Source organism: Glutamicibacter sp. BS14 (assembly GCF_056934375.1).
This window is the reverse complement of the sequence record NZ_CM167801.1, coordinates 2627220-2652990: the sequence shown is the minus strand read 5'-3', so window position 1 is coordinate 2652990 and position 25771 is coordinate 2627220. Positions and strand designations below refer to the sequence as shown.

The window sequence follows — 25771 nt, the reverse complement described above, 5'->3', positions numbered from 1 at the left end:
GGCTCCAGCCCTTGCTCTTCGGTGCGAAACTTCCTATGGTTCAGGTTATGGGGTACTCTCCCCACATTTGTTGGAGGCGCAGCGCGTCTCCGGTAAAGGACGGCACGTCATGTCGAGCAAATCCCCACGCAAGGGCGAAGCGAAAAAACCAGGCAAGAGCATCAAGGAAAAGCGCGCTGAGAAGCGGCTGAAGCACGCGGAGGTCGCTGTCGATCCGGTGCGCAAAGCTGCCAGATAACCACTGATTGGCACCGGTTCCCGCGCGCGGAGCCGGTAAATGAATCGAGTCCCTGCCTACGGCGAACGACGCCGGGCAGGGACTCGAGTATTTTAATTGCCGGTTTTCCGGGCGCCGCTTAGGGCAGCTGCGGGTCGACCTCGAAGTGCTCGGCGACCTGGGTGATGACCTCGTGGGCGCCCTGCAGCGACACCGAGGAGAGGAAGATCGAGTCGTCGACCTGCATGACCTCGCCTTCCAGCTTCTCCCACAACGGGTTGGAGGTGAACTTGTCTTCCTGGGCGCGCGACGCGTCGCCCTCGGCGCCTTCCGGGGCCCAGGTGGACTGGAAGATCACTTCGGCGTCGGCCTTCAGGATTTCCTCCGGCGACAGCGGAACGAAGATCGACTCGGTGGTATCCGGGGCATCCTCCGGGCGCGGAATGCCCATGTCCACCATGATCTCGCCGATGAACGAATCGGTGGCGTACAGGCGCGCGGTGTCCTCGCCGGCGAAACGCACCAGCGAGTAAGTGGTCTCGGGCTTCTTCGCCAGGATTTCCTTGCCCACCGCGGCGGCGCGGGCCTCGTAGTCAGCCACGGCCGTTACCGCCTGCTCCTTCTTGCCCAGGGCCTCGCCCAGCAGCACCACGTTTTCCTTCCAAGTTGGTCCGGTGGACTCGGAGAAGATGGTCGGGGCGATCTTGTTCAGCTGGTCGTACATGGCGCCCTGGCGCACGTCGGCGGAGATGATCACGTCCGGCTCGGTGGCCAGCAGCTTTTCCAGATCCGGTTCGGTGATGGTGCCGACGTTCACGGCTTCGTCGGTCTGCTCGGTGATGTCGCCGAGGTACTCGGGGAAGGGATTGTTGCCCTTGCGGTATTCGGTGTAGGCCACCAGCTCGGCTCCCAGCAGCATGGCGGCATCCACGTAGGAAGGGTCCAGTGCGGCGACGCGCAGCGGGCGTTCGGCCAGCTCGGTGGTGCCGCGGAAGTGCTTGATGGCCGCCGGGAAGCTGGAATCGGCTTCCGCGGTGGCGGCGGTTTCTGCTGGCTCGGTGCTCGGGGAAGAGCTGGCGCAGGAGGACAGGGCCAGTGCGGCCGCGGCCAGGGCGGCGCTCAGGGCGAGAATGCGGGGAGTGTGCATGCGAGTGCTTTCCATGAAGGTGATTGACTAATTAGCGCATGATGTATTTTTGCTTGCCCCACTTAGGCAAGGGTAAGCTTAGCGCGCGAGAAGAACAGTAGCATGGATCCGGCCGTCCTGGTCAAGGTCCTGCGACATCATTGCTTCGCATATCCTGCACGCACCCGCCGCGCACTCCGCGGCCCGAGAAAGGCCACCGACCATCGACCGCACCACACCGCGCATCAGCTCGCTGCTGGCCCTGGCCGCCGGCGTGGGCGCCGCCATCGGGCTCAGCCTGTGGATCGGCAGCACCACCTCCAGCTTCGCCGAGCTGCGCCACGCGCTGCTGGCCCCCGACGGCCAGGTCAGCGACATCGCCATTCGCGAGATCCGCTGGCCGCGCACCGTTACCGCGCTGGCCGCCGGCGCCGCTTTGGGCATGGCCGGCACGCTGATCCAGGGCCACACCCGCAACCCGATAGCCGAACCCGGCCTGCTGGGCATCAACCAGGGCGCGGCCCTGGCCATCGTCTCGGTCGCCGCTTTCACCGGCCCGCTGCCGGCGTGGACCCAGGCGCTGCTGGCCCTGGGCGGAGCGCTGCTGGCGGCCCTGGTGGTCTTCGGCATCGGGCGCATCGACGGGCGCGGGGGATCGCCCATCACCTTGCTGCTGGTGGGCGCCGCGGTCACCGCGCTCTGCGCCGGAGTGGTGTCGGCCATCGTGCTGCTCAGCGAGGCCGCCCTGGAAACCCTGCGCTTCTGGCAGGTCGGCTCCGTGGTCCAAGGCTACGAATCCTTCTTGTCGCTGTGGCCGCTGCTGGTGGCCGGTACCGTGCTGGCGCTGGCCAATGCCCGCGGGCTGAACGCGCTGACCCTGGGCGAGGATTCCGCCCGCAGCCTCGGGGTCACCGCCCTGCATGCCCGCGGGCTGGGGCTGGCGGCGATCGTGGCACTGTCCGGGCTGGCGGTCACCCTGGCCGGGCCGATCGCCTTCCTGGGCCTGCTGGTACCGCATATTTCGCGGCGCATCTTCGGCGCCGACTACCGCTGGGTGATTCCCGGCTCGGCCCTGTGCGGCGCGCTGCTGCTGTGCGTGGCCGATGTGCTCGGCCGCATGCTGGCCCGCCCCGGGGAACTGCCCGTGGGCGTGGTCATCGCGCTGCTCGGCGCGCCCTTCTTCATCTACGTGGCCCGGCGCCGCAAGGCGGTCACCGTATGAGCGCCCCGGCGATCCGCACCCCCGCTTCCGCGGTGCGCGCCCGGCGCGCTGTGGCTACCGGCCTGATCCTGCTGGCCGTGGCCCTCGCGGCCTTCTGCCTGCACCTGGCCATCGGGGGCACCCCGATCGCGCTGGGCGATGTGGTGGCCACGCTCTTCGGCGCGGCCCCGGATCCGCGCACCGAGCTGTCGATCATCGAGTTCCGGCTGCCGCGCAGCGTGGCTGCGGTGCTGGCCGGGGCCGGCTTCGGAGTGGCCGGGGCGCTGACCCAGAACGTGGCGCGCAACCCGCTGGCCAGCCCCGACATCCTCGGGGTGACCAACGGCGCGGCCCTGGGCGCAGTGGCCGTGCTGGCCCTGAGCGTGCACGCCGGCGGGCGTTCGGAACTGCTGGTGCACTACGGGCTGCCCATTGCCGCCACCTTGGGCGGCTTGCTGGTCTCCGCCCTGGTCTTCGCGCTGGTCTGGCACAGTTCCCTGGAAAGCAACCGGCTGGTGCTGGTGGGCCTGGGCTTTTCCGGGCTGTGCGCCGCACTGACCTCCTGGATGCTGACCCTGGGAGAAATCTACAACGCCCAGCAGGCGCTGACCTGGCTGGCCGGGACCATCAACGCGATCTCCTGGGCCGACCTGGCCTTCGCGCCGGCGGTCATCGCGCTGGGACTGGCCGCGGCCGCGCTGCTGCGCAACCAGCGCGAGGTGCTGGCGCTGGATTCGGATACCTCCCGCGCGCTGGGCATGAACCTGGGGCGCGACCGGGTCCTGATGCTCGGCCTCGCCTCGCTGCTGGCCATCGCCGCGACCGTGATCGCCGGGCCGCTGGCCTTCGTTGCGCTGGCCAGCGGGCATGCCGCGCGGCTGGTGGCCCGCGGCACCATCCCGCCGGTGCCCCATGCCGCGCTGATCGGGGCGATCTTCGTGCTGCTGGCCGACCTGGTTGCGGCCCGGGCTTTCCCGGTGATCCTGCCCGCCGGGGTGGCCACCGCGGTGATTGGCGCCCCGTACCTGATCTTCCTGGTCATCCGCCAATCCAAGGTCCGCCAACGCGGCTAGCGGTTTATCCACAGTTGGCGATGGCTGCCAGCTCGGGCCTCTGGCCGCGCCCATGATGGGTCCATGGGCATCCACCAGCTAGCCGCAGCGATCCAGATCCTGCGCGAATCCATCACCGGGTCGCTCCCGCGCGGAGCGATCCAAGTGCTCCTTGAGCTGATGGCTTCCTGCTGCGCGCTGCTGGCCAAGCTCTCCTGCACCCTGCGCGAGTCCGATGACCCGCGGGTGGCGGCGGGGCATGCACGGCTGATTGAAACGCTCTACCGCTACACCCTGCGGGAGCAATTGCACTGCGCTATCCATCTCGAATCAACCGGCGCCCACCTGCTGGAAGACGATGAGCTGGCGGCCATTTCCGCATCGCGGACCAGCTACGACCGCCCCGCCCGCCAGCATTCAGGCCGCGCCCACTACCAGAACACCGGCGACTTCCTGGCCAGCTGGCTGGGGATCAACGCCCATGAGGGGCAGCACCGGGTGAATGACGCGCACCTGCTCATCGCCCGGCGCCTCATGGATGGCAGCACCGCCGCGCCGCGCTTGTCCCAGCTGGCCAGGCTCTACGCCGAAGCGCCGGACCTGGACCCGCGGCTGATTGCCCGCACGGCCCGCGCACTGGACAAATTCGAGCCGGCTGACACGAGCTTCCAAGGCCGGCCGCTGGAATCGTCCGCCCGCAATGAACAGGGCCAGCTGCTCGATCACCAAGCCGCGGCCCTGCTGCAGGAACCTGACCGTGCCACCCGCGAGACTCAGCTCGCGGCAATGCTTTCCGCTGAGCGCAAGGCCCGCAAGCAAACCAGGAACCCGGCACCCGGCATCTATCCGCGAGGCACCGTGGGCGACTGCGACAAGTACGAGCTCTACATCGCCGGGACCCAGCGCGAGGAATTCCGCTCCACCCTGGCCCAGGCCGATAACCCGCGTACCAAGGCAGGCAAAGCCGCCCGTGCCGCCAAATCCGGTTCAGGCGCTGCCCCTGATGATGGCCAGAACGCCTCAGAGGACCAGCAGGAAGCGGATCCCGGGGCAAATGCCGGGCAATCAGCCACCGACGACCTGTTCAGCAGCAAGGAACCACCACCGCCATGGGCCCAGGACGGGCACGGGGAGGAAGAATCCTTGTCCGGAGCGCAGCAACAACCTGACAAGCTTGTTGATGAGCAGGAAACGCGCGGCGCAGGCCGAGCAGGTGAAGGCCTCCAAACGTCCCTGCTGCTTGGCTATGGGGAGGTTCCGGTGGCCCAGCGCCGGCTCAACGCACTATTGGCCGCGCTGAGAGCGCGCACGGCAGGTGCCGCGCCCAATGGAATCATTCCAAGGATCGGCATCCATATCCAGTTGCGCGATCCGCAGGATCTTGGCGATCCGGCCAAGCTTCGCGCCACCTCCGACCACGGGGTGAAACTCGATTCCGCGGACACCGCACAGCTGATCTGCCAAGGCGAGATCTACCGGGTGGTCTTCGGACCCGATGGGCAACCGCTGGATGTAGGACGCAAGGAACGCTTCTTCACGGATGCAATGAAGCGCGCAATTTTCGCCCGCGACCGCGGATGCATCGTCCCGGGATGCACCGCACCGCCTGAAATGCTCGAATACCATCACGACAACTGGTGGGAACGTGGCGGGTGCACTTCATCGCGCAATGGCAGCTGCCTGTGTCGGAGGCACCACCATGCCATTCATGCAGGATTGCTGACCCTGGTTACCGTTGGGGGACTGGCTCACATCCTGCTGCCCAAGCACCTGGACCCGATGCAGGTACCGCGAAGAAACAGTGTTCCGGTGGCCGCCTGAGCACCCGGAGCCGCGAACTGCTGCACCTGCCGGCGTGGCCAAGATGCTATGGGCGCGAGAGCGCAACTTTCAGTCCGAACCCGATCAGCACTGTCCCGGTGATCCGGTCCATCCAGGACACCGACTTCGCGGAGCCCAGCCAGCGGCCAGCGATCCGAACCCCGTATACCAAGGCCACTGCCCACACCAGGGTCAGTGCAACATGCACCGCCGATAGCCCCATGCCCATGAATAGGGCGTTGGTGCCCGCCGGGGTGAACTGCGGGATCGCGGCGATATAGAAGACGCCGATCTTCGGGTTCAGCACGTTGGTCACCAGCCCGGTCAGGTAGGTTCGATACCTGCTGTGCGATACCGGGACATGGATCGTGGCCAACTGCTTGCCCCGCAGGCTCCGATGGATCATCTGCCCGCCCAGGAACACCAGATAGGCTGCGCCGGCATAGGCCAGCACCTGGTAGGCCAGGGATGAGGCGGCCAGAATTGCCGAAGCTCCCGCGGCCGCGGCCACACCCCAAACGAATACTCCCGTGCAGATCCCCAGCGCCGCCAGCAGCGCTTCACCGCGTCCCCGGGCAATGGCCGATCGCAGGATCAGCGCGGTATCGACACCCGGAATCAACGTCATCAGGGCGGCAACTATACTGAAACCCAGCAAGGCGGAAGCAACGGTCATGCACTCAATGCTAGAAGCTGCAGCTGGGCGCAGGCCCCAGGGTGAGCAAGCTCATGATCTTCGCCCGACGCGCGGGGCCAATTAGAGTTGGCCACCGCGCACGCTCTCTGGCATAATTGCAGGGTACTCGATTCGCAGTGGCCCCTCTCTCCGCTATGAGTCCTGTCCTTTTAGAATCCGACCAGTAAGGCCTGCCCCACAGGTGCTAAAAATTGGATTCGACCATGTTGAGAAACAGGAGACCACAAAAGTGGCCGTAAAGATTCGTCTGAAGCGCTTCGGTAAGATGCGCGCACCTTTCTACCGCGTTGTCGTCATGGACTCGCGCGCTAAGCGCGATGGCCGTGCCATCGAGGAGATCGGCAAGTACCACCCAACCGAGAACCCATCGGTTATCGAGATCGATTCGGATCGTGCACAGTACTGGCTGTCCGTTGGCGCTCAGCCAACCGAGCAGGTACACGCACTGCTGAAGATCACCGGTGACTGGCAGAAGTTCAAGGGCATCGATGGCCAGGAAGGCACCTACAAGGTTGCCGAGCCTAAGCCAGCATTCGTTGCTCCTGACAAGGGTTCGGTGATCCTCCCAGAGGCAATCACCAAGAAGGCTGAAAAGCCAGCTGCTGAAGAGGCAGAGGCCGAAGCTACCGAGGCTGAGTAACAGTGCTCGTTGACGCGCTAGACCACCTGGTACGCGGGGTTGTCGAGGAACCGGAAGACGTCAAGGTCGCCTTGAAGTCCACCCGCCGCGGCGACCTGCTCGAAGTACGTGTGAACCCTGAGGATCTAGGTCGTGTGATCGGACGCCAGGGACGCACCGCACGAGCACTGCGCACCGTAATGGCAGCGTTGGCCAAGGAGCCGGTACGTGTCGATGTAATCGACACCGACCGTCGCCGAGGCTAAGCAACTTAGAGGTCTGGCTTTTAAGTTGGCTTCGAAACGAAAGGAGTTTCCGTCCTAACTAGTGACGGAAACTCCTTTCGTGTTTACCCCTAGAATTTCCATTCCAGTCTCCCGGCACACGCCACGGAACACAGTGCAGAAAGAGCAGCAGACTATGCGATTGCAGGTTGCCCGCATCGGCAAGCCCCACGGCATCCGTGGCGAAGTCACCGCCCAGGTCATGACCGACACCCCGGAAGAGCGCTTCACCGCTGGCGAAGAACTCATCGTCGTCGACGGCCCGGTCAAGACGCTGACCATCGCCAATGCGCGCTGGAACAAGACCATCCTGCTGCTCTCCTTCAAGGAAATCGCCGACCGCAACCAGGCTGAAACCCTGCGCGGCGCGCGCCTTGAGATTGAAGTTTCCGATCAGCCGGAAGATGACTCGGACGAATGGTACGAGCATGAACTGCTGGACCTGAAGGTCATGCTCGATGGCGAGCAGGTCGGTACCATCACCGCACTGCGCACCAATCCCGCCCAGGACCTGCTGGTCTTCGAAGACGCTGACGGCCAGGAGATCTACCTCCCGTTCGTCGACGAATTCGTCCCGGAGATCGATCCGGAAGCCGGCATCGTAGTCATTACCCCGCCGGCAGGCCTGCTGACCTTGAACAGCGATGAAGACGGCAGCGACGAAGAGGGACAAAAGTAAGCCATGCGTCTTGACGTCATCTCGATTTTCCCTGAGTACCTCCAGCCACTCTCGCTTGCGCTGATCGGCCGCGCCGCCGAAGACGGCATCTTGGATCTGAACGTCACCAACCTGCGCGACTTCACTGCCGACAAGCACCGCAAGGTCGACGACACCCCGTACGGTGGCGGCGCCGGCATGGTGATGATGCCGGAACCATGGGGACAGGCACTGGACGCGGTGCGCCCAGCCGATGCTGGCGGCCCCAAGCCAACCCTGATTGTCCCTTCGCCTGCAGGCGCCGTCTTCAACCAGCAGATGGCTTACGACCTTGCCGAGGAAGAGCATCTGGTCTTCGCCTGCGGCCGCTACGAAGGCATCGATGAGCGCGTCATCGAATACGCGCACGAGAACTTCAACGTCATCCCCGTATCCATCGGCGATTACGTGCTCAACGGGGGAGAAGTGGCCGTGATGGTGATGGTGGAAGCCATCGCCCGGCTGATCCCAGGAGTCATCGGCAACCCGGAATCGCTGGTAGAAGAATCCCACTCGGATGTTCTGCTGGAATACCCGGTGTACACCAAGCCGGCCTCCTGGCGCGGCCGCGATGTCCCCGAGGTGCTGCTCGGTGGCAACCACCAGCGGGTGGGACGGTTCCGCCGCGACGAGCAGATCAAGCGCACCGCAGCGCGTCGCCCCGACCTGATCACGCAGCTGGATGCCGAGAGCCTGAACCGCAGGGACCGCGATGCCCTATGGCACAGCGGATTCGCGCTCGTTGACGGTGCCATAACCCCCAAGTCCGAATTGGACTGGGCTACCGGCGCCGGCACCGAGAGCGACTAAGAGGCCAAAATCACTCGAAAGCCATTTCGGGCAAACTCGCATCGGCTTCGCTGATACGGCATAATTGTTTCTTGGTGTGTTTTTGTTCGACTCCTGCCGCAGGGGGAAGCTCGAGCCACAGAAGACCGCCGCACCGTTTGCTAGAGGCAATCGGTGGTACAACGTTCCGGGGATTTCACTGGTTTCGACCGGTGTCGGGCCCCGCTACGAGGATTCGGTGACCTGCGGCATTGATCCTAGGAGATGCACTATGCATATTCTTGACTCTGTTAACGCAGCCTCGCTGCGCTCCGACGTTCCAGCCTTCGGCCCAGGCGACACCCTGAAGGTTCACGTCAACATCATCGAAGGCAAGAACTCCCGTGTTCAGGTCTTCCAGGGCTACGTCCTTGGTCGCCAGGGCCAGGGTGTTGGCGAGACCTTCACCGTTCGCAAGGTTTCCTTCGGCACCGGTGTTGAGCGTACCTTCCCAGTTCACTCCCCAATCATCGACAAGATTGAGGTTGTGACCAAGGGTGACGTTCGTCGTGCAAAGCTGTACTACATGCGCGATCGTCACGGCAAGGCTGCTCGCATCCGCGAGAAGCGCGACTTCAGCGCAAAGAAGTAATCTGCGTTCTTCAATGAACCGGATTGCACGCACTGAGCGGGCAACAATGAAGCGCCGGGCCTTTTCATGGGTCTGGCGCTTCGCTGTACTCGCCATCACTCTTGGTCTGCTAGCCACCATCGTCATTCGCGCCACCCTGATCGACGTCTTCCATATCGAGTCCAACTCCATGGAATCCACGCTCAACCCTGGCCAGAGCATCGCCGTAGACCGCCGCGCTTACTCGGATGCCGAACCGCAACGCGGAGACATCATCGTCTTCGATGGCCGCGGCTCGTTCCTGCCCTACGCCAAGGCCAGCTTCGCTGATGATCTGCTGGGGGCGTTCAGCCTCACCGGGAGCAGCAATAAGTACGTCAAGCGCGTCATTGGCGTTGGGGGAGACACAGTGGAATGCTGCAGCGCCGATGGGCGACTGCTCGTCAACGGCGAGCCTGCAGACGAGCAGTACATCTTCGCCGGGGACGCTCCGAGCGAACAGAAGTTTTCCGTAGAAGTGCCGGTTGGCCGCTTGTGGGTCATGGGCGATCACCGCTCCACTTCCAAGGATTCGCGGGCATTGCTGGGCGCAAGCGGCGGCGGAATGATCAGCGTCGAGCGCGTCACGGGCAAAGCGACCGAGGTGATTTGGCCGCTCGATCAGCGTTCAGTAATCAGATGACACGCCGTAACAACCGGCGATTTTGATAGCGCCAGATGGGTAGAACTACCCATCTGGCGCTATTTTTCTAGGTTAATGGAATTAATTCGGATGGATTTCCATCCCACCCGATTTGCTGTGCAATTGGTGTGTAAATTTCGCGACAACACTCAGGATCCACCAAGCTGACTAGGGATTAGAAAGAGAAGTCCAATCTTAAACCAATACTACTGGCACGTAAGTTGTAACCAAGCTCGATGAGGGTAGAGCTATTTGACTAGGTGAAACGGGTTCTGGAATTTATATTTTTGTTGGATTCGATGGTTGAAAAGCTGTGTCGGAACAAAGTATTGTTTCATTTTGGTAACAACACCTGTGCTTACGCGCGCGCCCTTAGGTAAGGGGACGCGCGGGCACTCGCACCATAAATCTGGGAGAAGCATTAATGCCACATCCAAAAAAGAAGACTGCGCAACGCGGCATCGTTGCAGCAGCCGCGACCGCCTTGGTGGTCGGCTCTAGCTTCATGCCTGCCGCAGCGGCGCCAACGGCCTCCGAATCGCCGTCTGCGTCCGCTACGGCAAGCGAGAAGCCTTTGGCCAGCGAAACCGCTCTGGACACCGAGGGGCTCGACAAGGCTATTGAGAAGGACCTCAATAAGTCCGTTGAAGAGTACGTCAAGGACGGGGAGACCAGCGACGCTGCTTCCAAGGTCCGCGATGAACTGAATGCGAAAGGCATTGACGCCACTGCCTCGGTGAAGGACGGCAAAGCCGAGATCACCGTAAGCAAGAAGGACGCTGCCAAGGCCAAGGAGATCGTCAAGGCCAGTGCAGCTCCGGCTCCTATCGTAGTGACCGAAGTTGACTCGCAGGTCAAGACCGTAGACAAGGTCTACACCGAGCTTTTGGCCAACATCGAGCCGAAGGAACTGAAGCGCATCACCGCTATCCTTCAGACCAACGATGGCTTGAAGATCTACGCAAAGGGCTTCGACGAGAAGGAAGCTGCGGACGAACTGAAGTCCAAGTCCGCTGGCTCCCTGCCTGAGAAGCTGACCGTTGAGCAGTTCGTCAGCGAAGCTACGCACGTTGACGGTGTAGAAAGTTCGGGTGTTGCCAAGACCACCGCCGCAGAGGATATTTACGGTGCCCTGGGTTACGCAATGGACAAGTCCGGCGCACCTACTAGCACGTCGACGGTCTGCTCGCTCGGATTCACTGCGTGGACCGCAGAGGGTGAAGATGCCATCATCTCGGCTGGGCACTGCTCGGAAGATGGCGCCACCAAGATTTTGGGCCTTGCCGAACAGTCGGTACCAGGCCAATCGCCAACGCTGGGTGCCGAGCTGGGTACCTTTGGATTCAACCAGTTCGGTGGTCCGGGTAATTCGGGCCTATCTGCCGAAGAACTGAACTCCTTGACCGAGGAAGAGTTCAATAACCTGGAACCAGGCACGGATATCTCGGTGATCGATAACATCAATCCTGCGCTGAACCTGCATGCTGCCGTGTCCGAATGGGTTGACGGCAAGGAACCTCGCGACGACGTTATCAACGTGACTGGCACGACCAAGGCTCTCGTCGGGTCGGAAGCTTGCTCTTCGGGCCGTACCACCGGTTGGAGCTGCTCCCCGATCATCGGCGAAGGTGTCTTCTTCGTCGGCGGCTCGGACCAGACCTACCGTTCAGTTGCTGGCTATGTCGCTGAAAATCCTGGCCAGAGCGTGCTTGACCAGGGTGACTCCGGTGGCCCAATGCTGGTTGGCAGCAAGGCTGCAGGCATCAACTCGGCCAACGCCGCAGGTGAAGACCTGGAGGAAAACACCGCTGATGACATCGCCATGTACACCTCGCTCGATGATGTCTTCGACAAGGGCTACATTGATGGCTACACGCTGAAATTCCATATCAATACCCCTGCCATCACGGTGGAAAACGGTACTGAAGTTGAACCTGGTGAAGCAATCACCGGTACCCTTGCCAATGCTCCGGCTGGCACCATCATCCGTGTGGTCGTTGACGGCAAGCTCTACAAGAAGGTTGAGCTGGACGCTAAAGGAAACTTCTCGTTCCCAGCCCCGGAAGAACCAGGAAAGTTTGCGTTCAGCGTTGTGGCCAAGAACGGCTTCAACACCTCTGAGCGGGTCAACGCCAACGTCGTGATCGTTGCTGCGCCGACTCCAACTCCGACGCCGACTCCAACCGAGGAACCGACTGAGGAGCCAACCGAGGAACCTACCGAGGAACCAACTGAGGAACCAACTACGGAGCCTTCCGAGAGCACCTCGCCATCGCCTTCCGAGGAACCAACTACTGAGCCTTCCGAGAGCACCTCGCCATCGCCTTCCGAGAGCACCTCGCCATCGCCTTCCGAGGACGAAAGCGACAAGCCATCGGAGAGCACCTCTCCTTCCGCTTCGGAGGACGACGACAAGTCGGAAGCTCCGAAGGACCAGAAGGACGACGAGCCAAGCAAGTCTGCAACTCCAAAGGAAACTCCTAAGAAGGACGATCCTTTGGCGGATACCGGTTCGAACAGCGTTCCGCTGATCGCCGCCGGTGGCGCAATGGCCCTGGCCGGTGCGGCATTCCTGCTGTTCCGCCGCAACGCACGTCGCCACGGCTAAGGGATTCTGATCCGGCGGGACTGGGTCCTGCTGAAAATGCCCCGCTACTTGAGAACAAGTAGCGGGGCATTTTTACTTGGCACACATGTAGTTCCTTGGTTGCTCTACGATTTCGGCACTAGTCTCAAAGCTAAGATCGTTGCGGCAACGTGAATATCACCGAGGTGTAAATTATGAATTTCAACGCTAGAACTTCACGCACGCCAATCATGCTGGCCTCTACTGCCGCCATGGCTGCCCTATTGCTAACCGGCTGTGGTCAGGGAACTGATCCAGGTGCGCAGGCTACGGCCAGCGCCACGGCTTCGGAACCCTCGCAGCAAACAGAAAACTCGAGCGGGAACACCGTGGACCAAGACGCATTGCTCCAGACTAATGACCAGCTCTCCGAAGCCTTGGGCGATGAATACGTCCAGGGTTGGATCAAGGACGGGCAGCTGAACGTTTCGACGACCAGCGAAGAGCAGCTATCCGTTATTGAAGAAGCCGGGGCTATCGGGCACCTAGTCCAATTCAGCAGCGAGGAGCTTCGTTCGGCGATTTCCGAAATCATGAAGTGGCAGGGCAAGCAGGAAAACCCCGTGCGCACTGCCATCCATGCATACACGCTGAATCCTGAAACGGGCGGCATCACCCTGTCGGTGGATAAGAGCCAGCTGGACGAAGTCCAAAAGCTGATTGAAGCTGAGAAGCCCATCGGCGAAATCCCCGTGGACTACAAGCAGAGCGGTGGCATCATGTCGCCTGCTGCCACCCAGTAGCCCGCAGCCCGCTTGAACGGACGCACCAATGGCCAGGCCCGGCGACGGACCTGGCCATTGGTGCGTTTCTGGGCAACTGGCCGTGGCTATGCAATGATCCGTTGCGCCTGGCAAGACACGTAAGATGGGGATTACACGCGACAATGGAAGGTACTAATCGAATCGTGAGCGCAGCATCAGCAGAGACTCCTCCAAGCAGGGGACCCCTATACACAATATGGCGCTTCGTCCGCGAGATTGTCATCATCATCGCGATCGCGCTGTTGCTCTCGTTCGTGATCAAGACCTTCTTCTTCCGTGCCTACTACATCCCGTCAGGCTCCATGGAGCATACCCTCGAGGTCAACGACAGGATTTTCGCCAACCTCATGGTTCCCGGGCCGTTCGAGCTGGAACGTGGCGACGTCGTCGTCTTCCGCGATGACCAGGAATGGTTGCCACCGCTGACCGAGTACCCCACCGCGTTCCAGAATGTGCTCTCCTTTGTCGGAGTGCTGCCAGCGGCTGATGAGCAGTACCTGGTCAAGCGCATCATCGGCATGCCCGGTGACACCGTGGAATGCTGCACCGCGGAAGGTGCCATCACGATCAACGGCGAGCCCATAGACGAGCCGTACATCTTTGACGGCGACAGCCCGTCAGACATGGAATTCAAGGCGACCGTCCCAGAGGGAAAAATCTGGGTGATGGGTGATCACCGAGGTGCCAGCGCGGATTCCCGCTTCCACGCCGATCGCCAGGGTGGCTTCGTCGACCTCGAATCCGTCCAGGGCCGCGCTTCGGTGATCTCTTGGCCAACCTCGCGCTGGGGCATCGTCGACTCGCACGAAGAAGTCTTCGCCAACGTCCCGCACGCAGTGGCGAAGTAGGGGCACCGCCCATGGCCGTTTTGAAGAGCAAGGCAACCACGCTAGAACATGAGCGCGCCTTGGCAGCCAAGCATGGGTTCCGCTATATCGCAGCGGTCGATGAGGTGGGACGCGGCGCCTTGGCTGGTCCGATTACCGTCGGCATGACGGTGATAGATATTGAGCAGGTCACGGAGTTCCCAGCGCTGCGCGACTCCAAGCTGCTGAGCCCGGAAACCCGTACGGAACTGGTCGATCCAGTTCGCCAGTGGGCCGTGGGCTATGGCGTCGGGCATGCCTCTGCGGCTGAAATCGATGAGCTGGGAGTTACTGGCGCCCTGCGCCTGGCCGGATCGCGGGCCATGGAGCTGTGTGCGGTACAGCCCGAGGCGGCGCTTCTGGATGGCAGCTACGACTGGCTGACCGCACCGGAACCGGATCTCTTCGACATCCTGGCCGATGACCGCGAACCAGTGGGCCTGCACATCCCGGTGACGACCATCATCAAAGGCGACATGACCTGCCAGGCGATCGCCGGAGCTTCCATCCTGGCCAAGGTCGAACGCGATGGAATCATGGTTGATCTGGCCATCGAGCATCCGGCCTTCGGCTGGGAGATCAACAAGGGGTATGCCACCGCTGCGCATCGTGCCGCGATCGTTGCGCAGGGTCCCTGCGACTACCACCGCAAGAGCTGGAACTTGACTTCGGGTGCTGATCAGGCCCAAGGTGAAGCCACGACAAAGAAAGCAAAGTGATGGCTGCCGACGACCTGGAAAACTACGAGTCCGACATGGAACTGCAGCTATACCGCGAGTACAAGACCGTGGTGGGGCTGTTCAATTACGTGGTCGAGACCGAGCGCCGCTTCTACCTGGCCAACCAAGTGGACGTGAAGACCCTGTCCAACGCCGGGGAAGTGTACTTCGAGTTGAACCTCACCGACGCGTGGGTCTGGGACATCTACCGCCAAGGGCGCTTCGTGAAGTCCGTCAAGGTGCTGACCTTCAAGGACGTCAACGTCGAAGAACTGAACCCTGACGAGTTCCAGATCCCGAAGGATGGGCTGGGCTCCTAACAAGAGGCACTGCGGCATTCGATCGCTGGCTCTGTTCCTGGAACAGAGCCGGCGATCTCGCTTAAAGCGAATTGTCCACATTCCGCGGCGGGCGCCGCCGCTGTGGACCATAATTCTCCGACGATGTTTCCATTACGGATCGCAGACATCGAGGAGCAAACATGCAGACCGCGAAGCAACGCCTAGGGACCGATGGCGAACAAGCTGCCGCCGCATTTCTCACCGGGCAGCACTACGAAATTCTCGATCGCAATTGGAGATGCCCAGCAGGGGAGCTGGACCTGGTAGCAAGAGCCGGCAACGGTCAGATCACCGCCATCGAAGTCAAAACGAGGTCCTCGCAACGCTATGGATCAGGCTTCGAGGCGATCAGCGCGGCAAAATTCCGCCGGCTCAACAGGCTGCTGATTTCCTGGGCCCAATGCCATCGCATGTTTCTCGCCGAACTTCGCGTGGACATCGTCGAGGTCTATCTGACAACAACAGGGTTCGAATGCCGGCTGCATGAGAACGTGCGCTCATGAGCACCGCGCGCACCAGCGCAGTGGCCCTGCACGGGGTCAGCGCCTCACTGGTGGAAGTCGAGGCCGACCTCGGCAACGGCATCCCAGGATTCGTCCTGCTGGGCTTGCCCGATGCATCTTTGAGCGAGGCCCGTGAACGAATCAAAGCCGCGGCAAGGAATTCAGGGATTCCTCTGGCAAACCGGAAACTGACGGTCAATCTTTCGCCAGCCACCCTGCCCAAGTATGGATCAGCTTTCGATCTGGCCATCGTCATCGCCGCCTTGGCCGCTGATCAACAGCTGTTCGCGTCACCGAGCACGCTGTACATGGCGGAACTCGGCTTGGATGGCACCTTGCGGCCAGTACCCGGGGTGCTGCCAGCGGTGCAGCTAGCCAAGGTCCATGGTCTTGACCGGGTGATCGTGGCCGAGTCTAACGGGGCAGAAGCGAGGCTGGTGCATGGAATCGAGGTCATGGCGCTACGCCATCTGGGACAGGTTCTCACCTGCTGCGGAGCCCCAGCCGAACAGGTCACCACTTACCTGCGCCACCGGCAGCCGCAGGCGCCTACCGAATCTGCCGGCCCTGCCGCAGGAACTGCTGCCTCGGGCGATGCGGACCTGGGCCTGGTCAACGGGCAGCAGGAAGCACGGCTCGCCTTGGAACTGGCCGCGGCCGGCGGGCACCACCTGATCATGGTCGGACCGGCCGGCGCCGGCAAAACCATGCTGGCCAAGTGCCTGCCATCGATTCTGCCGCCACTTGATGACGTACAAGCCCTTGAAGCCACCGCGGTGCATTCCATTACTCGGGGCGGATCCGGGGAATTGGACCAGCTGCAACGCACCCCGCCTTTTGTGGCACCGCACCACACCGCGTCCCGCTCAGCCCTGATTGGCGGCGGAACCGCACAACTCATTCCCGGGGCCATTACCCGCGCGCACCAGGGCATTCTATTCCTCGATGAAGCAGCGCAATTCCAAACCGGAGTACTTGATGCGCTTCGCCAACCGATCGAGGAAGGCTATATCAACCTCGCGCGGACACGCGGCCACCAGCGGTTGCCGGCCCGTTTCCAACTCATCATGGCCTCCAATCCGTGTCCCTGCGGAAAAAACTTCGGCACCGGTACCGGGTGCACCTGTACGCCCATGGCCCGCCGGCGCTATTTCGCCCGGCTTTCAGGACCCATCCTCGACCGTGTGGATCTGCAAGTCAGAGTCAATCCGGTAGCGCAGGCACAGCTTCTTAGCGGAGTACCAAATGAATCCAGTGCACAGGTGCGTGAACGCGTCTTGGCCACCCGGGCACGCAGCAAGGAGCGGCTGGGAAAGTTCTCTATTGCTTGCAACGCGCAAATACCAACTCAGATCCTCAGGAATGAACTGGAATACTCGGCCAAGACCCGGGCGGCGCTTGAACAACTCGCCACACGACGCGGGCTCTCTGCGCGTGCCATCCACCGCCTCCTGCGGGTCGCGTGGACGGTTGCAGACCAGCAAGGGCATGCAGCACCGACCGAGGATGATCTGGCCATCGCCGCTCACCTTCGCCAGAACTTGGAAAATAGCTAGGTAAGGCCATGACTTTCAACGATGTGAACACTGCCGGAAAAGCTTCGGCTCCAACCAGCCAGGAGCGCCGGGTCTACGCCCATCTGAACCAACTTATCGAGCCCAACGACTATGTGGCCACGGCCTTGCTGGAATTGATGAGCCCACAGGAACTGCTGCGCCTGATCCAGCGGGAGGATTTCTATCCGGCCGCGCTCAAAGCGCCGGTCGACGGAATCCTCGGATTCCACCCGCCCGGAGATGGCGCACAAGACTTGAGGGTAGCCTTGGCCCGATGGAGAAAGCGCCTGTCGCTGAGCAACCCGGCGGGAGCCTTGGATGCCGCTGCGCACGCGGGTGGCGGATTGCTGATCCCGGACGATGCTTCGTGGCCGCGACAGCTAGCCGACCTGGAACTGGGACGTCCCCTGTGCCTGTGGTGGCGTTCAGCGAACCCGCAATTGCTCGACGGCCAAGAGCTGGCGCGCAGCGTGTCCATCGTCGGCTCCCGCGATGCCAGTGACTACGGTGATCAAGTCACCTTCGATCTTGGCCGGACCCTGGCCTTGAACGGGTACACCATTGTCTCGGGTGGCGCTTACGGCATTGACGCCAGCGCGCACCGGGCCGCTCTGAGCGTGGACGATTGGCAGCATCCGAACCCGCCAACGATCACGGTTATGGCTGGCGGCATCGATCGGCTCTACCCTTCGGGCAACAGCAACCTGCTCAACCAGATTGTTGCTCGCGGCGTGCTGATCTCAGAGGTGCCTCCCGGAACCACATCAGCACGCTTCCGCTTCCTGAACCGCAACCGGCTGATCGCGGCATTGAGCAGGCTGGTTATCGTCAGCGAAGCGCGCCACCGCTCAGGAGCGCTGAACACCGCCAGCCATGCAGTCGAGTTGGGACGCGATGTAGCGGCCGTTCCCGGAAGCGTTTTCGCGCCCAACTCCGCAGGGTGCCACCGATTGATTGCAGAAGGCAGTGCGGCCTTGCTCGCCAGCCCGCAAGATGCGCTGGGCCTGGTTGGCCACCACTGCCAAGCAGAGCCGCGGAGTGCCAAAGTTCAGCAACGCCCGACGGACATCCTGGGTAGGGACGAAGCAATGGTGTACGACATCATGTCCTTCACCAAAGGACTGCTGGTCGATGAGATCTCTGCCCGCAGCGGGGTGCCGCTGATCCAGACGCTACGCGCCATCAATCGATTGGAGACACTGCAAATGGCTGCCACCGATGGCCTGGCATGGAAGTTGGTGCGCCAAAACTGACCGGTGACGCAGCTGAGGGTATCCTCAATAGTGATGAAGCAAGAATCAACGACGCACGCCAGCAATGCGACGTCAGCAAAATTCGCTGAGCCGGTGGCAGACTACCTGGAGTACCTGCAACGCGAACGCGGCCGCAGCACTAATACCCTGCGAGCCTACGAAGTGGATTTGCGGAACCTCGGCCAGTTCTTGCTCCACCATGCGCAGGATCCGAGCCTCAAGCAGATTTCAGTTGATACGCTCCGCGATTGGTTGGCACAGCTTCATGAATCGCAGATTTCCCGCACCACCTTGGCCCGCAGGATCTCTGCGGTGAAGAGCTTCTTCGCGTGGGCGCTGAAGCATCAGCTGATCGACGCGGACCCTGCCCTGCGGCTGGCCGCGCCCAGGAAGGAACGGCGTCTTCCGCATGTTTTGCAGCCAAGCCAGATCGACCGCTTGCTCTCCGAAACAGCCCAGCCGCCTGCTGGAAAAGAAGTCAGCGAGAGCAAGCCGGAACCTGCCCCCGATGCCAAGAGCCAGGCAGTAGCGGCACGCGATAAAGTCATCGCCGAGTTGCTGTACGCATCCGGCCTGCGTATCAGCGAGCTCGTGGCCTTGGACGTTGACGACATCGACTTCGAACGACGCACCGTCAGGGTTCTCGGCAAGGGCAACAAGGAACGGGTTGTTCCGTTTGGCAAGCCCGCCGAACGCGTGATCATCGGGTGGATTCGGTCGCATCGCAAGGTCCTGGCCCGCCAGGAAGCTCAAGGCGCTTTGCTCGTAGGGGTGCGCGGTGCGCGCTTGAATGTACGCCAGGCACGAGAGGTCATTTCCAAGGCCTTGCAATCGCTGGGGGATACCGCTGCCAGCGGCCCGCACGCGTTAAGGCACACCGTAGCCACGCATCTGCTGGATGGCGGCGCAGATTTGCGTGCTGTCCAGGAATTCCTCGGGCATGCTTCGCTGGCAACGACCCAGCTATATACTCACGTTTCGGTTGACCGATTGAGGCAAAGCTACCGCCAAGCCCATCCCCGAGCCTGACTATTTGGTACCAATCTGCAAAAATAGCCTTTCTGGGTGGCGAAAGGCCTCTTCATCGGGCAAAATGGAAGTATCGGCGGCGATGGCACCGGAACGATGTTGACGTAGGGGAAGACGATCAACACCGCAACGGAGGATGGCATGTCTGCACCGATGTCCAGAGGCGTGATTTATATTCATTCCGCCCCTGCAGCGCTATGCCCACATCTGGAATGGGCAATCGGGTCCGTGCTCGGTACTCCAGTAAAAATGGAGTGGACCGAACAGCACGTCGCACCCGGATTTTGTCGCGCCGAAATCGAGTGGGTAGGTACGCAAGGTACAGGCGCTTTGCTGACCAGTGAGATGCATGGTTGGCAGCACCTTCGTTTCGAAATCACCGAAGACCCAAGCCCGGGTGCCGACGGCAGCCGTTGGTCCGTGACCCCTGATCTTGGCATCTTCCACGCCACCGTTGATTGCGCTGGCAACGTCATGGTCAGCGAAGAACGCATCCGGTGGGCCTATGAAAAGGGCGACGGCAATCCCTCGGTCTTCTACCAGGAGATGTCCATCGCTCTCGGCGAGCCCTGGGATGAAGAACTTGAACCCTTCCGTCACGCAGGCGAAGACGCGCCTGTTCGATGGCTCAACCAGGTGGTTTAGCAACTGGTTATCTAGTCCCTGAGTGACTTATCAACAGACACTCAGATACAACCCCGATGGTGCGGGGTTGTTACCCAAAAGAAGTGGGATCCCATGCCGGGGATCCCACTTCTTGCTTTAAAAACTGCGGTTGTGGAGAAGTGCCGAAGCGCAGTGCTATGCTCGATGGCGATGAAGACCAGTCAGGCCGCATGCGGCCACTCCCGGAACGGCAAACTGGTCGTTCCCTGATCCGCGGCCCTCCCGTGCCAGATGCATTCCACCAAAGAACAGCACATCTGAACCACGAAAGGGAGACATGACCGCACAGTTCAACCACACCATCATCGCTTCACTCGACCCGCAACGCATGGCAAAGTTCTATCTTGAGTTGCTCGAAGCCCGCGCGGAATCAAGCTGGGGACCATTTACCAACATCAGCCTGGCCCACGGGGTGCTGCTTCAATTCGCTGCACCACCGATGGACTTCCCAGCGCAGCACTATGCCTACCTGCTCGATGACGAGCATTTCGACCGCGCCTACGCGACTATCCGCGAGGGGAAAATGGAGCATTGGGCCGATCCCCAACGGCAGCTGCCAGGGCAGATTAATCATGAACACGGCGGCCGGGGAGTCTATCTGCTTGATCCTTCCGGGCACTACCTGGAATTGATCACCCGGCCTTACCTGCCCGCAGCCAGCTAGGACCAGCTAGCGCTGAACCTTGAACACGTTCTTCTGGATGCCGTTGGAGTAGACCTGCGAATCAATAAGGGCCAGCTTCTGCGCGTCCAGGCTCGCGTCGCTGAAAAGGCGCTTGCCTGCACCAAGCAAAACCGGGAAGACCAGCAGGTTATACTGGTCGATGAGCTGATGTTCTTGCAGCGAGTGGACCATCGTTGCCGATCCATGGATACTGATCGGGCCGCCGTCGCCGGCTCGAAGCCGCGCCACATCGGCGACCGAGCGCAAGATCGCAGTCTCGCCCCAGTTCCCGGCCAAGTCCTTCTCCCGCAAGGTAGTGGAGAGCACGTACTTGGGCATCGCGTTGTACTGCGGGAACTGCTCGGTCATCGAGGGCCACACCGCGCAGAAGGCCTCGTAGCTGTGCCGGCCCAAGAGCATGGCGCTGGCTTCTTCTTGCTCGGCGCCCTTCAGTTCGTAGGCGGCGGGGTCGAACTCGACCGAGTTCATCGTCCAGCCTGAATTGCGGTAGCCGGGTTCGCCGCCCGGGGCTTGGACGACACCGTCCAAGGAGACGAAGGAAGTGGCGATCAGGGTGCGCATGGGAAGGGATCCTTTGCTCGTGGCATGTACCGTCAGTTGCCTCCGACATGAGGCGGTACTTGAGCTTAACGAACATGTCAGGACCGAAGCAATGGCTCTGAGCCAATTCTTTCGGGGTTAAAGACCACTGGGCTGGTTGAAGATTACTCTTCAACCAGCCCAGTGGCGCGCTCGCCTGCAGCTGCCGGAACGGCTAGACGCTGCGGATGGCGACCACGGCGTTATGGCCGCCGAAGCCGAAGGAGTTATTCAGCGCAACGATGGAGCCCTCTGCAGGCAGCTGCGCAGGCTGGCCGGTGACGACCTTCAACGGGATCTCTGGATCCTGGTTGTCCAGGTTAATGGTCACCGGGGCCTTGCGGTTGTAGATGGCCAGTGCGCACAGCACGGACTCCACGGCACCGGAAGCGCCCAGCAGGTGGCCCATCTGTGACTTGGTCGCGGATACCCACACGTTCTCGAGGTGATCGCCCAGGGCGTTCTTCAGCGCAGCGTATTCCGGCTTGTCGCCAACTGGGGTGGAGGTTGCGTGGGCGTTCACATGGACCACGTCCTCTGGCTGGATGCGGCCATCGAACATGGCAGCCTTCAGCGCACGGGTTGCACCCATGCCTTCTGGATCCGGTGCGGTGATGTGGTGCGCATCGGAGGTGACCGAGGAGCCTGCCAGCTCGGCGTAGATGCGTGCGCCGCGGGCGATTGCATGCTCTTCGGCTTCCAGTACCAGCGCGCCAGCGCCCTCGCCCATGACAAAGCCATCACGGTCGGTGTCGTAGGGACGCGAAGCCTTGGTCGGATCATCGTTGCGGCGGGAGAGTGCATGCATGGACGCGAAGGCGGCCATCGGCATGGGGTGGATCGCGGCTTCTGCGCCACCGACCATGACCACATCGGCCTTGCCCGAACGGATCAGTTCCAGGCCAACGTGCATCGCTTCGGTACCCGAAGCGCAAGCCGAAACCGGGGTATGCGCGCCACCGGCGGCACCCAGGTCCAGCGACACGGCAGCTGCTGGGCCGTTAGGCATCAGCATTGGCACGGTCATGGGCAGGACGCGGCGTGGGCCCTTTTCACGCAGGGTGTCCCAGGCGTTGAGCAGGGTCCAGACGCCGCCGATGCCGGTAGCGAAGGCAACGGCCAGCTTGTTCTGGTCCATCTCTTCCTTGACCAGGCCTGAGTCGGCCCAGGCTTCACGGGCCGCAACCACAGCGAACTGGGTCGATGGGTCCATGCGCTTGGTCTCCGGGCGGGAGAGTACCTCGGTCGGCTGCACAGCAGCGCGGGCGGCGAAGGTGACCGGCAGGTCGTATTCCTTAACCCAGTCATCTTCCAGGGTTACGGCGCCGGAGACGCCCTTGAGGGCGTTTGCCCATAGGGTGGGGACATCCCCGCCGATTGGGGTGGTGGCTCCGAGACCGGTGATCACTACTTTGCGCGCCATCATCAAACTCTCTACTGTGCGAATAAGAACTGTGCTTGGAAATTCAGGGGGCCGGCTTGACGTACCGGCCGGTGTGCGCGGCTTGCCCGCACAACGGTGTGGCGAAAAAACGCCGGGAAGCTTAGGCCTGTGCCGCAGCGATGAAGTTGACGGCGTCGCCGACGGTCTTCAGGTTCTTGACCTCTTCGTCAGGGATCTTGACCTCGAACTTTTCCTCAGCCTCAACGACGATGGTCATCATCGAGATCGAGTCGATGTCCAGGTCCTCGGTGAAGGACTTGTCCATCTGCACGTCTGCTTCGTCCAGGCCGGTCTCGGAGTTGACGATTTCGGCGAGGCCCGCCAGGATTTCTTCGTTGCTAGCCATGGATGGCTCCTTTTCTTCTTAGCCGGAGGACTCCGGTCATTTTTGTGGCTGGGCGCAGATCCTGTTTCCAGGAACCGGTTCCAGCCGGCTTAATGAAACTTTGGTGGCGCATCAAGAATGCGCGGCACGTTTCGTCGGTTTAAAGCTTAGGCCAGAGACGCGCTCGGCGGACGCAACATGACGTTCCCGGCGTGCACAATCTGTGAACGGCGCAAAAGCCTAGTTGGCGGTGTGCTCGGCGATGAACGCCTTGGCAGCTTCCAGATCCGCTGGACTCTTCACCGCCAGGGTCTTCACGCCCTTGAGCCCGCGGCGGGCCAATCCCACCAGGGTTCCGGCCGGTGCCAGTTCCAGCACACCGGTCACGCCAGCTTCGGCCAGCGTCTGCATGCACAGGTCCCAGCGGACCGGACGCGATACCTGGGCGACCAGCGAATCGAGGTTCGCCTGGCCATCGGCTACGGCCTTGCCGTCGAAGTTCGAGAGCAGGGTTTCCGCTGGTTCCTTCGGGGTGATGGTTCCGGCCAGTTCCTCCAGGATGCCAACTGCGGGCTGCATGTGCGCGGTATGGAATGCGCCGGCAACCTTCAGGGGGATCACGCGAGCCTTGGCCGGCGGGTTCTCGCCCAGGGCCGCGAGCTGCTCCATGGTTCCTGCGGCCACAATCTGGCCGCCGCCATTGGCGTTGGCCGGGGTCAGGCCCAGTTCGTCGAGCTTGGCCAGGACCTCATCCGGGTCGCCGCCGAGCACTGCTGCCATGCCGGTCGGAGTCGCCGCAGCGGCTTCGGCCATGGCGTTGGCGCGGACCTTCACGAAATTCATGGCGTCAGCTTCGTCCAGCGCGCCGGCCAGGGCCGACGCGGTGATCTCGCCAACCGAGTGGCCGGCCACCACGGCGCCTGCCGGCAGCGAGCTGCCAAAGAGCGCACGGGCGGTGACCAGGCCGGCAGCGACGATCAGCGGCTGGGCGACGGCGGTGTCCTTGATGGTCTCTTCATCGGAGGTGGTGCCGTGGGCGGTGAGGTCGCGCTCGGTGATCGAGCTGAGCGCCTGCAAATGCTCGGCCACGCCATCGACGTCGAGCCATTCGGTGAGGAAACCTGGGGTCTGGGAGCCCTGTCCGGGGCAAACGATTGCTAACACTCTTACAGCTTTCCAAATGTTGGGAGCTTTTGGCGCTTCATTTGAGTACCAAGCTCGTGGTGACTGTTTGTAGGATCTCTACAAAAGCCTAGCGTATCCAGAAGCTGAATTCCGCTGTAATGCGCGATCAACTCGGAATTATCGGTGTCGGGAGCTCGACGCTCTTTGGTTGAAGCCTACAAGTTCGATTCGTGGAGCCGTCCGAAAAGCAGCGCGGTTTGCAGGACGAAGGCATCCCGGGGAACCAGTGGATCCCAACCGGTCACTTCGCTGACCCGCTTGAGCCGGTAGCGCACCGTGTTTGCATGGACAAACAGTTCCCGGGCGGTGCCTTCGAGCGAGTGGCCAAGCGCCAAGTAGCTGGAGAGCGTTTCAGCCAGGCCATTGGAGGCCTGCTGCAGCGGAATGTAGACCTGGTCCACCAGCGCCGTGCGGGCCAATTCATCGCCGTTGCAGGCGCGTTCTGGCCACAGGTCATCGGCACCGACCGGATTCGGCGCTTGCGGCCAGGCCTTGGCAGCGCTGAATCCCGCCACGGCTGCCACCGCGGCGTGGTGCATTTCCTTCACCGTCGGAGCCATGGGGGAGTAGACCAGCGGGCCGGGCCCGAAGAACCGGGTCAGCCGGCTCAGATCCGCTTCTTCGAATTTGGTGTCCGAAAGCATCAGCACCGAGCGGTCGCCGAGCACGCCCACCAGCGAATCGCGCGAGTAGCGGATGGCAATACGACGCAGGGCCGAGACGAAGGTGGCCGGGTTGGACGAAGGGGTGGTGCCCACCAGGATGCGGATATTCTTCTGCGACTTCCAGCCAATGGCCGCAATGCGCGAGGAGAGCGAGTCGTGGGCCTCGCCGTGCAGCACCGCGTCGACCACGTGGGCCTCCAAGCGCGAGTCCCAGGCGCCGCGGGTTTCGGCGGCGCGGGCATAGACATCGGCGGCGGCAAAAGCGACCTCGCGCGAATAGCGCAGCACCGCTTCGCGCAGGGCTGCCTGTTCATGCTCGGCGGCGATGTCGGGCACCTGGGATTCGACCACTTCCACGATGGTGCGCAACAGGCCCAAGGCCTTCTGCAGGGAGATGGATCGGGTCAGTTCCGTGGGAGCGGCGCCGAAGACGTCGGTCACCACCCAGGACGGGGTGGAGGAGGGATCCTCGTACCAGGTAACGAAGGTGGAGATGCCCTTCTGGGCGATCAGTCCCAAGGCGGCGCGCTCATTGGGCGCCAGCGATCGGTACCAGGGCAGTTGCTGGTCCAGGTACTTCAGCGCGGTGGTGGACAGGACGCCAATATGGCTTTTGAGTCGCTTGAGCGTTTCACTGCTGGGTGCCTGGGATCGGCTGGGACGGTTCTTCGGAGCTGCGGCGGCATCCATTTCAGGACTCATGGGTTCCAGCTTAGTTTCTTTTCTTCCCCCGCGCCCGGCACAGCAGGTAAAGGTGAGATTAAATGAGC

28 protein-coding genes are annotated in these 25771 nt (G+C 62.0%); 21 read left to right on the top strand and 7 right to left on the bottom strand.

Translation table 11 applies throughout. The annotated features are described in order from the left end of the window. Window positions 1-109: 109 nt before the first annotated feature. A complete protein-coding gene (locus AC1Z36_RS12625; RefSeq protein ID WP_286134218.1) occupies window positions 110-238 on the top strand; it encodes a hypothetical protein in 129 nt (42 codons plus the stop codon). 118 nt (window positions 239-356) lie between these two features. On the opposite strand, the gene AC1Z36_RS12620 is transcribed toward AC1Z36_RS12625, so the two are convergent. Beyond that, a complete protein-coding gene (locus AC1Z36_RS12620) occupies window positions 357-1364 on the bottom strand; it encodes an ABC transporter substrate-binding protein (protein ID WP_105657725.1) in 1008 nt (335 codons plus the stop codon). A 253-nt stretch (window positions 1365-1617) separates the two neighbouring features. On the opposite strand from AC1Z36_RS12620, the gene AC1Z36_RS12615 reads away from it, so the two are divergent. From AC1Z36_RS12615 to AC1Z36_RS12605, 3 genes are all read left to right on the top strand, one after another. Further along, window positions 1618-2565, top strand: a complete 948-nt coding sequence (locus tag AC1Z36_RS12615) for a FecCD family ABC transporter permease (protein ID WP_286134219.1) — start codon at window positions 1618-1620, stop codon at window positions 2563-2565. Next, window positions 2562-3617, top strand: a complete 1056-nt coding sequence (locus AC1Z36_RS12610) for a FecCD family ABC transporter permease (RefSeq protein ID WP_105657727.1) — start codon at window positions 2562-2564, stop codon at window positions 3615-3617. The genes AC1Z36_RS12615 and AC1Z36_RS12610 overlap by 4 nt, the downstream gene beginning before the upstream one ends. 63 nt (window positions 3618-3680) lie before the next feature. Next, window positions 3681-5417 carry an HNH endonuclease signature motif containing protein gene (locus tag AC1Z36_RS12605; RefSeq protein ID WP_402696236.1) on the top strand — a complete coding sequence of 579 codons (1737 nt, stop codon included), beginning with the start codon at window positions 3681-3683 and terminating at the stop codon, window positions 5415-5417. Between the two features lie 46 nt (window positions 5418-5463). Here the strand turns inward: AC1Z36_RS12605 and AC1Z36_RS12600 are convergent, their stop codons facing one another. After that, on the bottom strand, window positions 5464-6093 hold the full coding sequence (locus AC1Z36_RS12600; protein WP_105661208.1) for a LysE family translocator: 630 nt from the start codon (window positions 6091-6093) through the stop codon (window positions 5464-5466). Between the two features lie 250 nt (window positions 6094-6343). Between AC1Z36_RS12600 and rpsP the strand changes: the two genes are divergently transcribed. The 17 genes from rpsP to AC1Z36_RS12515 all read left to right on the top strand — a co-directional run bounded on the left by rpsP (window position 6344) and on the right by AC1Z36_RS12515 (window position 20782). Further along, a complete protein-coding gene (gene rpsP / locus AC1Z36_RS12595; protein WP_105657730.1) occupies window positions 6344-6754 on the top strand; it encodes a 30S ribosomal protein S16 in 411 nt (136 codons plus the stop codon). 2 nt (window positions 6755-6756) lie between these two features. Then, a complete protein-coding gene (locus AC1Z36_RS12590; RefSeq protein ID WP_038991490.1) occupies window positions 6757-6999 on the top strand; it encodes an RNA-binding protein in 243 nt (80 codons plus the stop codon). A 154-nt stretch (window positions 7000-7153) separates the two neighbouring features. Then, entirely contained in the window at window positions 7154-7696 is a 543-nt protein-coding gene (gene rimM, locus AC1Z36_RS12585; protein ID WP_133833441.1) for a ribosome maturation factor RimM, read from the top strand. Window positions 7697-7699: 3 nt separating this feature from the next. Then, window positions 7700-8524, top strand: coding sequence for a tRNA (guanosine(37)-N1)-methyltransferase TrmD (trmD, locus tag AC1Z36_RS12580; protein ID WP_483561296.1), 825 nt, complete (start codon window positions 7700-7702; stop codon window positions 8522-8524). A gap of 250 nt (window positions 8525-8774) precedes the next feature. After that, window positions 8775-9134, top strand: coding sequence for a 50S ribosomal protein L19 (gene rplS, locus AC1Z36_RS12575; protein WP_105657733.1), 360 nt, complete (start codon window positions 8775-8777; stop codon window positions 9132-9134). Between the two features lie 13 nt (window positions 9135-9147). Next, complete coding sequence (gene lepB, locus AC1Z36_RS12570; protein WP_402741333.1) at window positions 9148-9795, top strand: signal peptidase I; 648 nt, start codon at window positions 9148-9150, stop codon at window positions 9793-9795. Window positions 9796-10219: 424 nt separating this feature from the next. Beyond that, window positions 10220-12403: a S1 family peptidase gene (locus tag AC1Z36_RS12565; protein WP_483561295.1), complete on the top strand. Its 2184-nt coding sequence runs from the start codon at window positions 10220-10222 to the stop codon at window positions 12401-12403. A 173-nt stretch (window positions 12404-12576) separates the two neighbouring features. Continuing rightward, window positions 12577-13164, top strand: coding sequence for a hypothetical protein (locus tag AC1Z36_RS12560; RefSeq protein WP_133833437.1), 588 nt, complete (start codon window positions 12577-12579; stop codon window positions 13162-13164). A gap of 164 nt (window positions 13165-13328) precedes the next feature. Continuing rightward, a complete protein-coding gene (gene lepB / locus AC1Z36_RS12555; RefSeq protein ID WP_483561294.1) occupies window positions 13329-14033 on the top strand; it encodes a signal peptidase I in 705 nt (234 codons plus the stop codon). A gap of 11 nt (window positions 14034-14044) precedes the next feature. Then, window positions 14045-14770, top strand: coding sequence for a ribonuclease HII (locus tag AC1Z36_RS12550; RefSeq protein ID WP_105657738.1), 726 nt, complete (start codon window positions 14045-14047; stop codon window positions 14768-14770). After that, a complete protein-coding gene (locus AC1Z36_RS12545) occupies window positions 14770-15090 on the top strand; it encodes a DUF2469 domain-containing protein (protein ID WP_105657739.1) in 321 nt (106 codons plus the stop codon). Before AC1Z36_RS12550 ends, AC1Z36_RS12545 begins: the two co-directional genes overlap by 1 nt. A gap of 161 nt (window positions 15091-15251) precedes the next feature. Continuing rightward, window positions 15252-15614: a YraN family protein gene (locus tag AC1Z36_RS12540; protein ID WP_105657740.1), complete on the top strand. Its 363-nt coding sequence runs from the start codon at window positions 15252-15254 to the stop codon at window positions 15612-15614. Beyond that, on the top strand, window positions 15611-17170 hold the full coding sequence (locus AC1Z36_RS12535) for a YifB family Mg chelatase-like AAA ATPase (RefSeq protein WP_105657741.1): 1560 nt from the start codon (window positions 15611-15613) through the stop codon (window positions 17168-17170). Before AC1Z36_RS12540 ends, AC1Z36_RS12535 begins: the two co-directional genes overlap by 4 nt. A gap of 8 nt (window positions 17171-17178) precedes the next feature. Continuing rightward, window positions 17179-18423 carry a DNA-processing protein DprA gene (gene dprA / locus AC1Z36_RS12530; protein WP_286134221.1) on the top strand — a complete coding sequence of 415 codons (1245 nt, stop codon included), beginning with the start codon at window positions 17179-17181 and terminating at the stop codon, window positions 18421-18423. 33 nt (window positions 18424-18456) lie between these two features. Beyond that, a complete protein-coding gene (locus AC1Z36_RS12525) occupies window positions 18457-19452 on the top strand; it encodes a tyrosine recombinase XerC (RefSeq protein WP_105657856.1) in 996 nt (331 codons plus the stop codon). Between the two features lie 141 nt (window positions 19453-19593). Next, entirely contained in the window at window positions 19594-20097 is a 504-nt protein-coding gene (locus tag AC1Z36_RS12520) for a DUF3145 domain-containing protein (RefSeq protein ID WP_105657742.1), read from the top strand. 298 nt (window positions 20098-20395) lie between these two features. Then, window positions 20396-20782 carry a VOC family protein gene (locus tag AC1Z36_RS12515; RefSeq protein WP_105657743.1) on the top strand — a complete coding sequence of 129 codons (387 nt, stop codon included), beginning with the start codon at window positions 20396-20398 and terminating at the stop codon, window positions 20780-20782. Window positions 20783-20788: 6 nt separating this feature from the next. Here the strand turns inward: AC1Z36_RS12515 and AC1Z36_RS12510 are convergent, their stop codons facing one another. From AC1Z36_RS12510 to AC1Z36_RS12490, 5 genes are all read right to left on the bottom strand, one after another. Further along, window positions 20789-21364, bottom strand: a complete 576-nt coding sequence (locus tag AC1Z36_RS12510) for a dihydrofolate reductase family protein (protein WP_105657744.1) — start codon at window positions 21362-21364, stop codon at window positions 20789-20791. Between the two features lie 193 nt (window positions 21365-21557). Then, complete coding sequence (fabF, locus tag AC1Z36_RS12505) at window positions 21558-22805, bottom strand: beta-ketoacyl-ACP synthase II (protein WP_105657745.1); 1248 nt, start codon at window positions 22803-22805, stop codon at window positions 21558-21560. Between the two features lie 121 nt (window positions 22806-22926). Then, window positions 22927-23172, bottom strand: coding sequence for an acyl carrier protein (locus AC1Z36_RS12500; protein ID WP_105657746.1), 246 nt, complete (start codon window positions 23170-23172; stop codon window positions 22927-22929). A gap of 219 nt (window positions 23173-23391) precedes the next feature. Next, window positions 23392-24315 (bottom strand): ACP S-malonyltransferase, encoded by a 924-nt coding sequence (locus tag AC1Z36_RS12495; RefSeq protein ID WP_105657747.1) that lies wholly within the window; start codon window positions 24313-24315, stop codon window positions 23392-23394. Between the two features lie 176 nt (window positions 24316-24491). Further along, complete coding sequence (locus tag AC1Z36_RS12490; RefSeq protein WP_105657748.1) at window positions 24492-25703, bottom strand: PucR family transcriptional regulator; 1212 nt, start codon at window positions 25701-25703, stop codon at window positions 24492-24494. Between the last annotated feature and the right edge of the window lie 68 nt (window positions 25704-25771).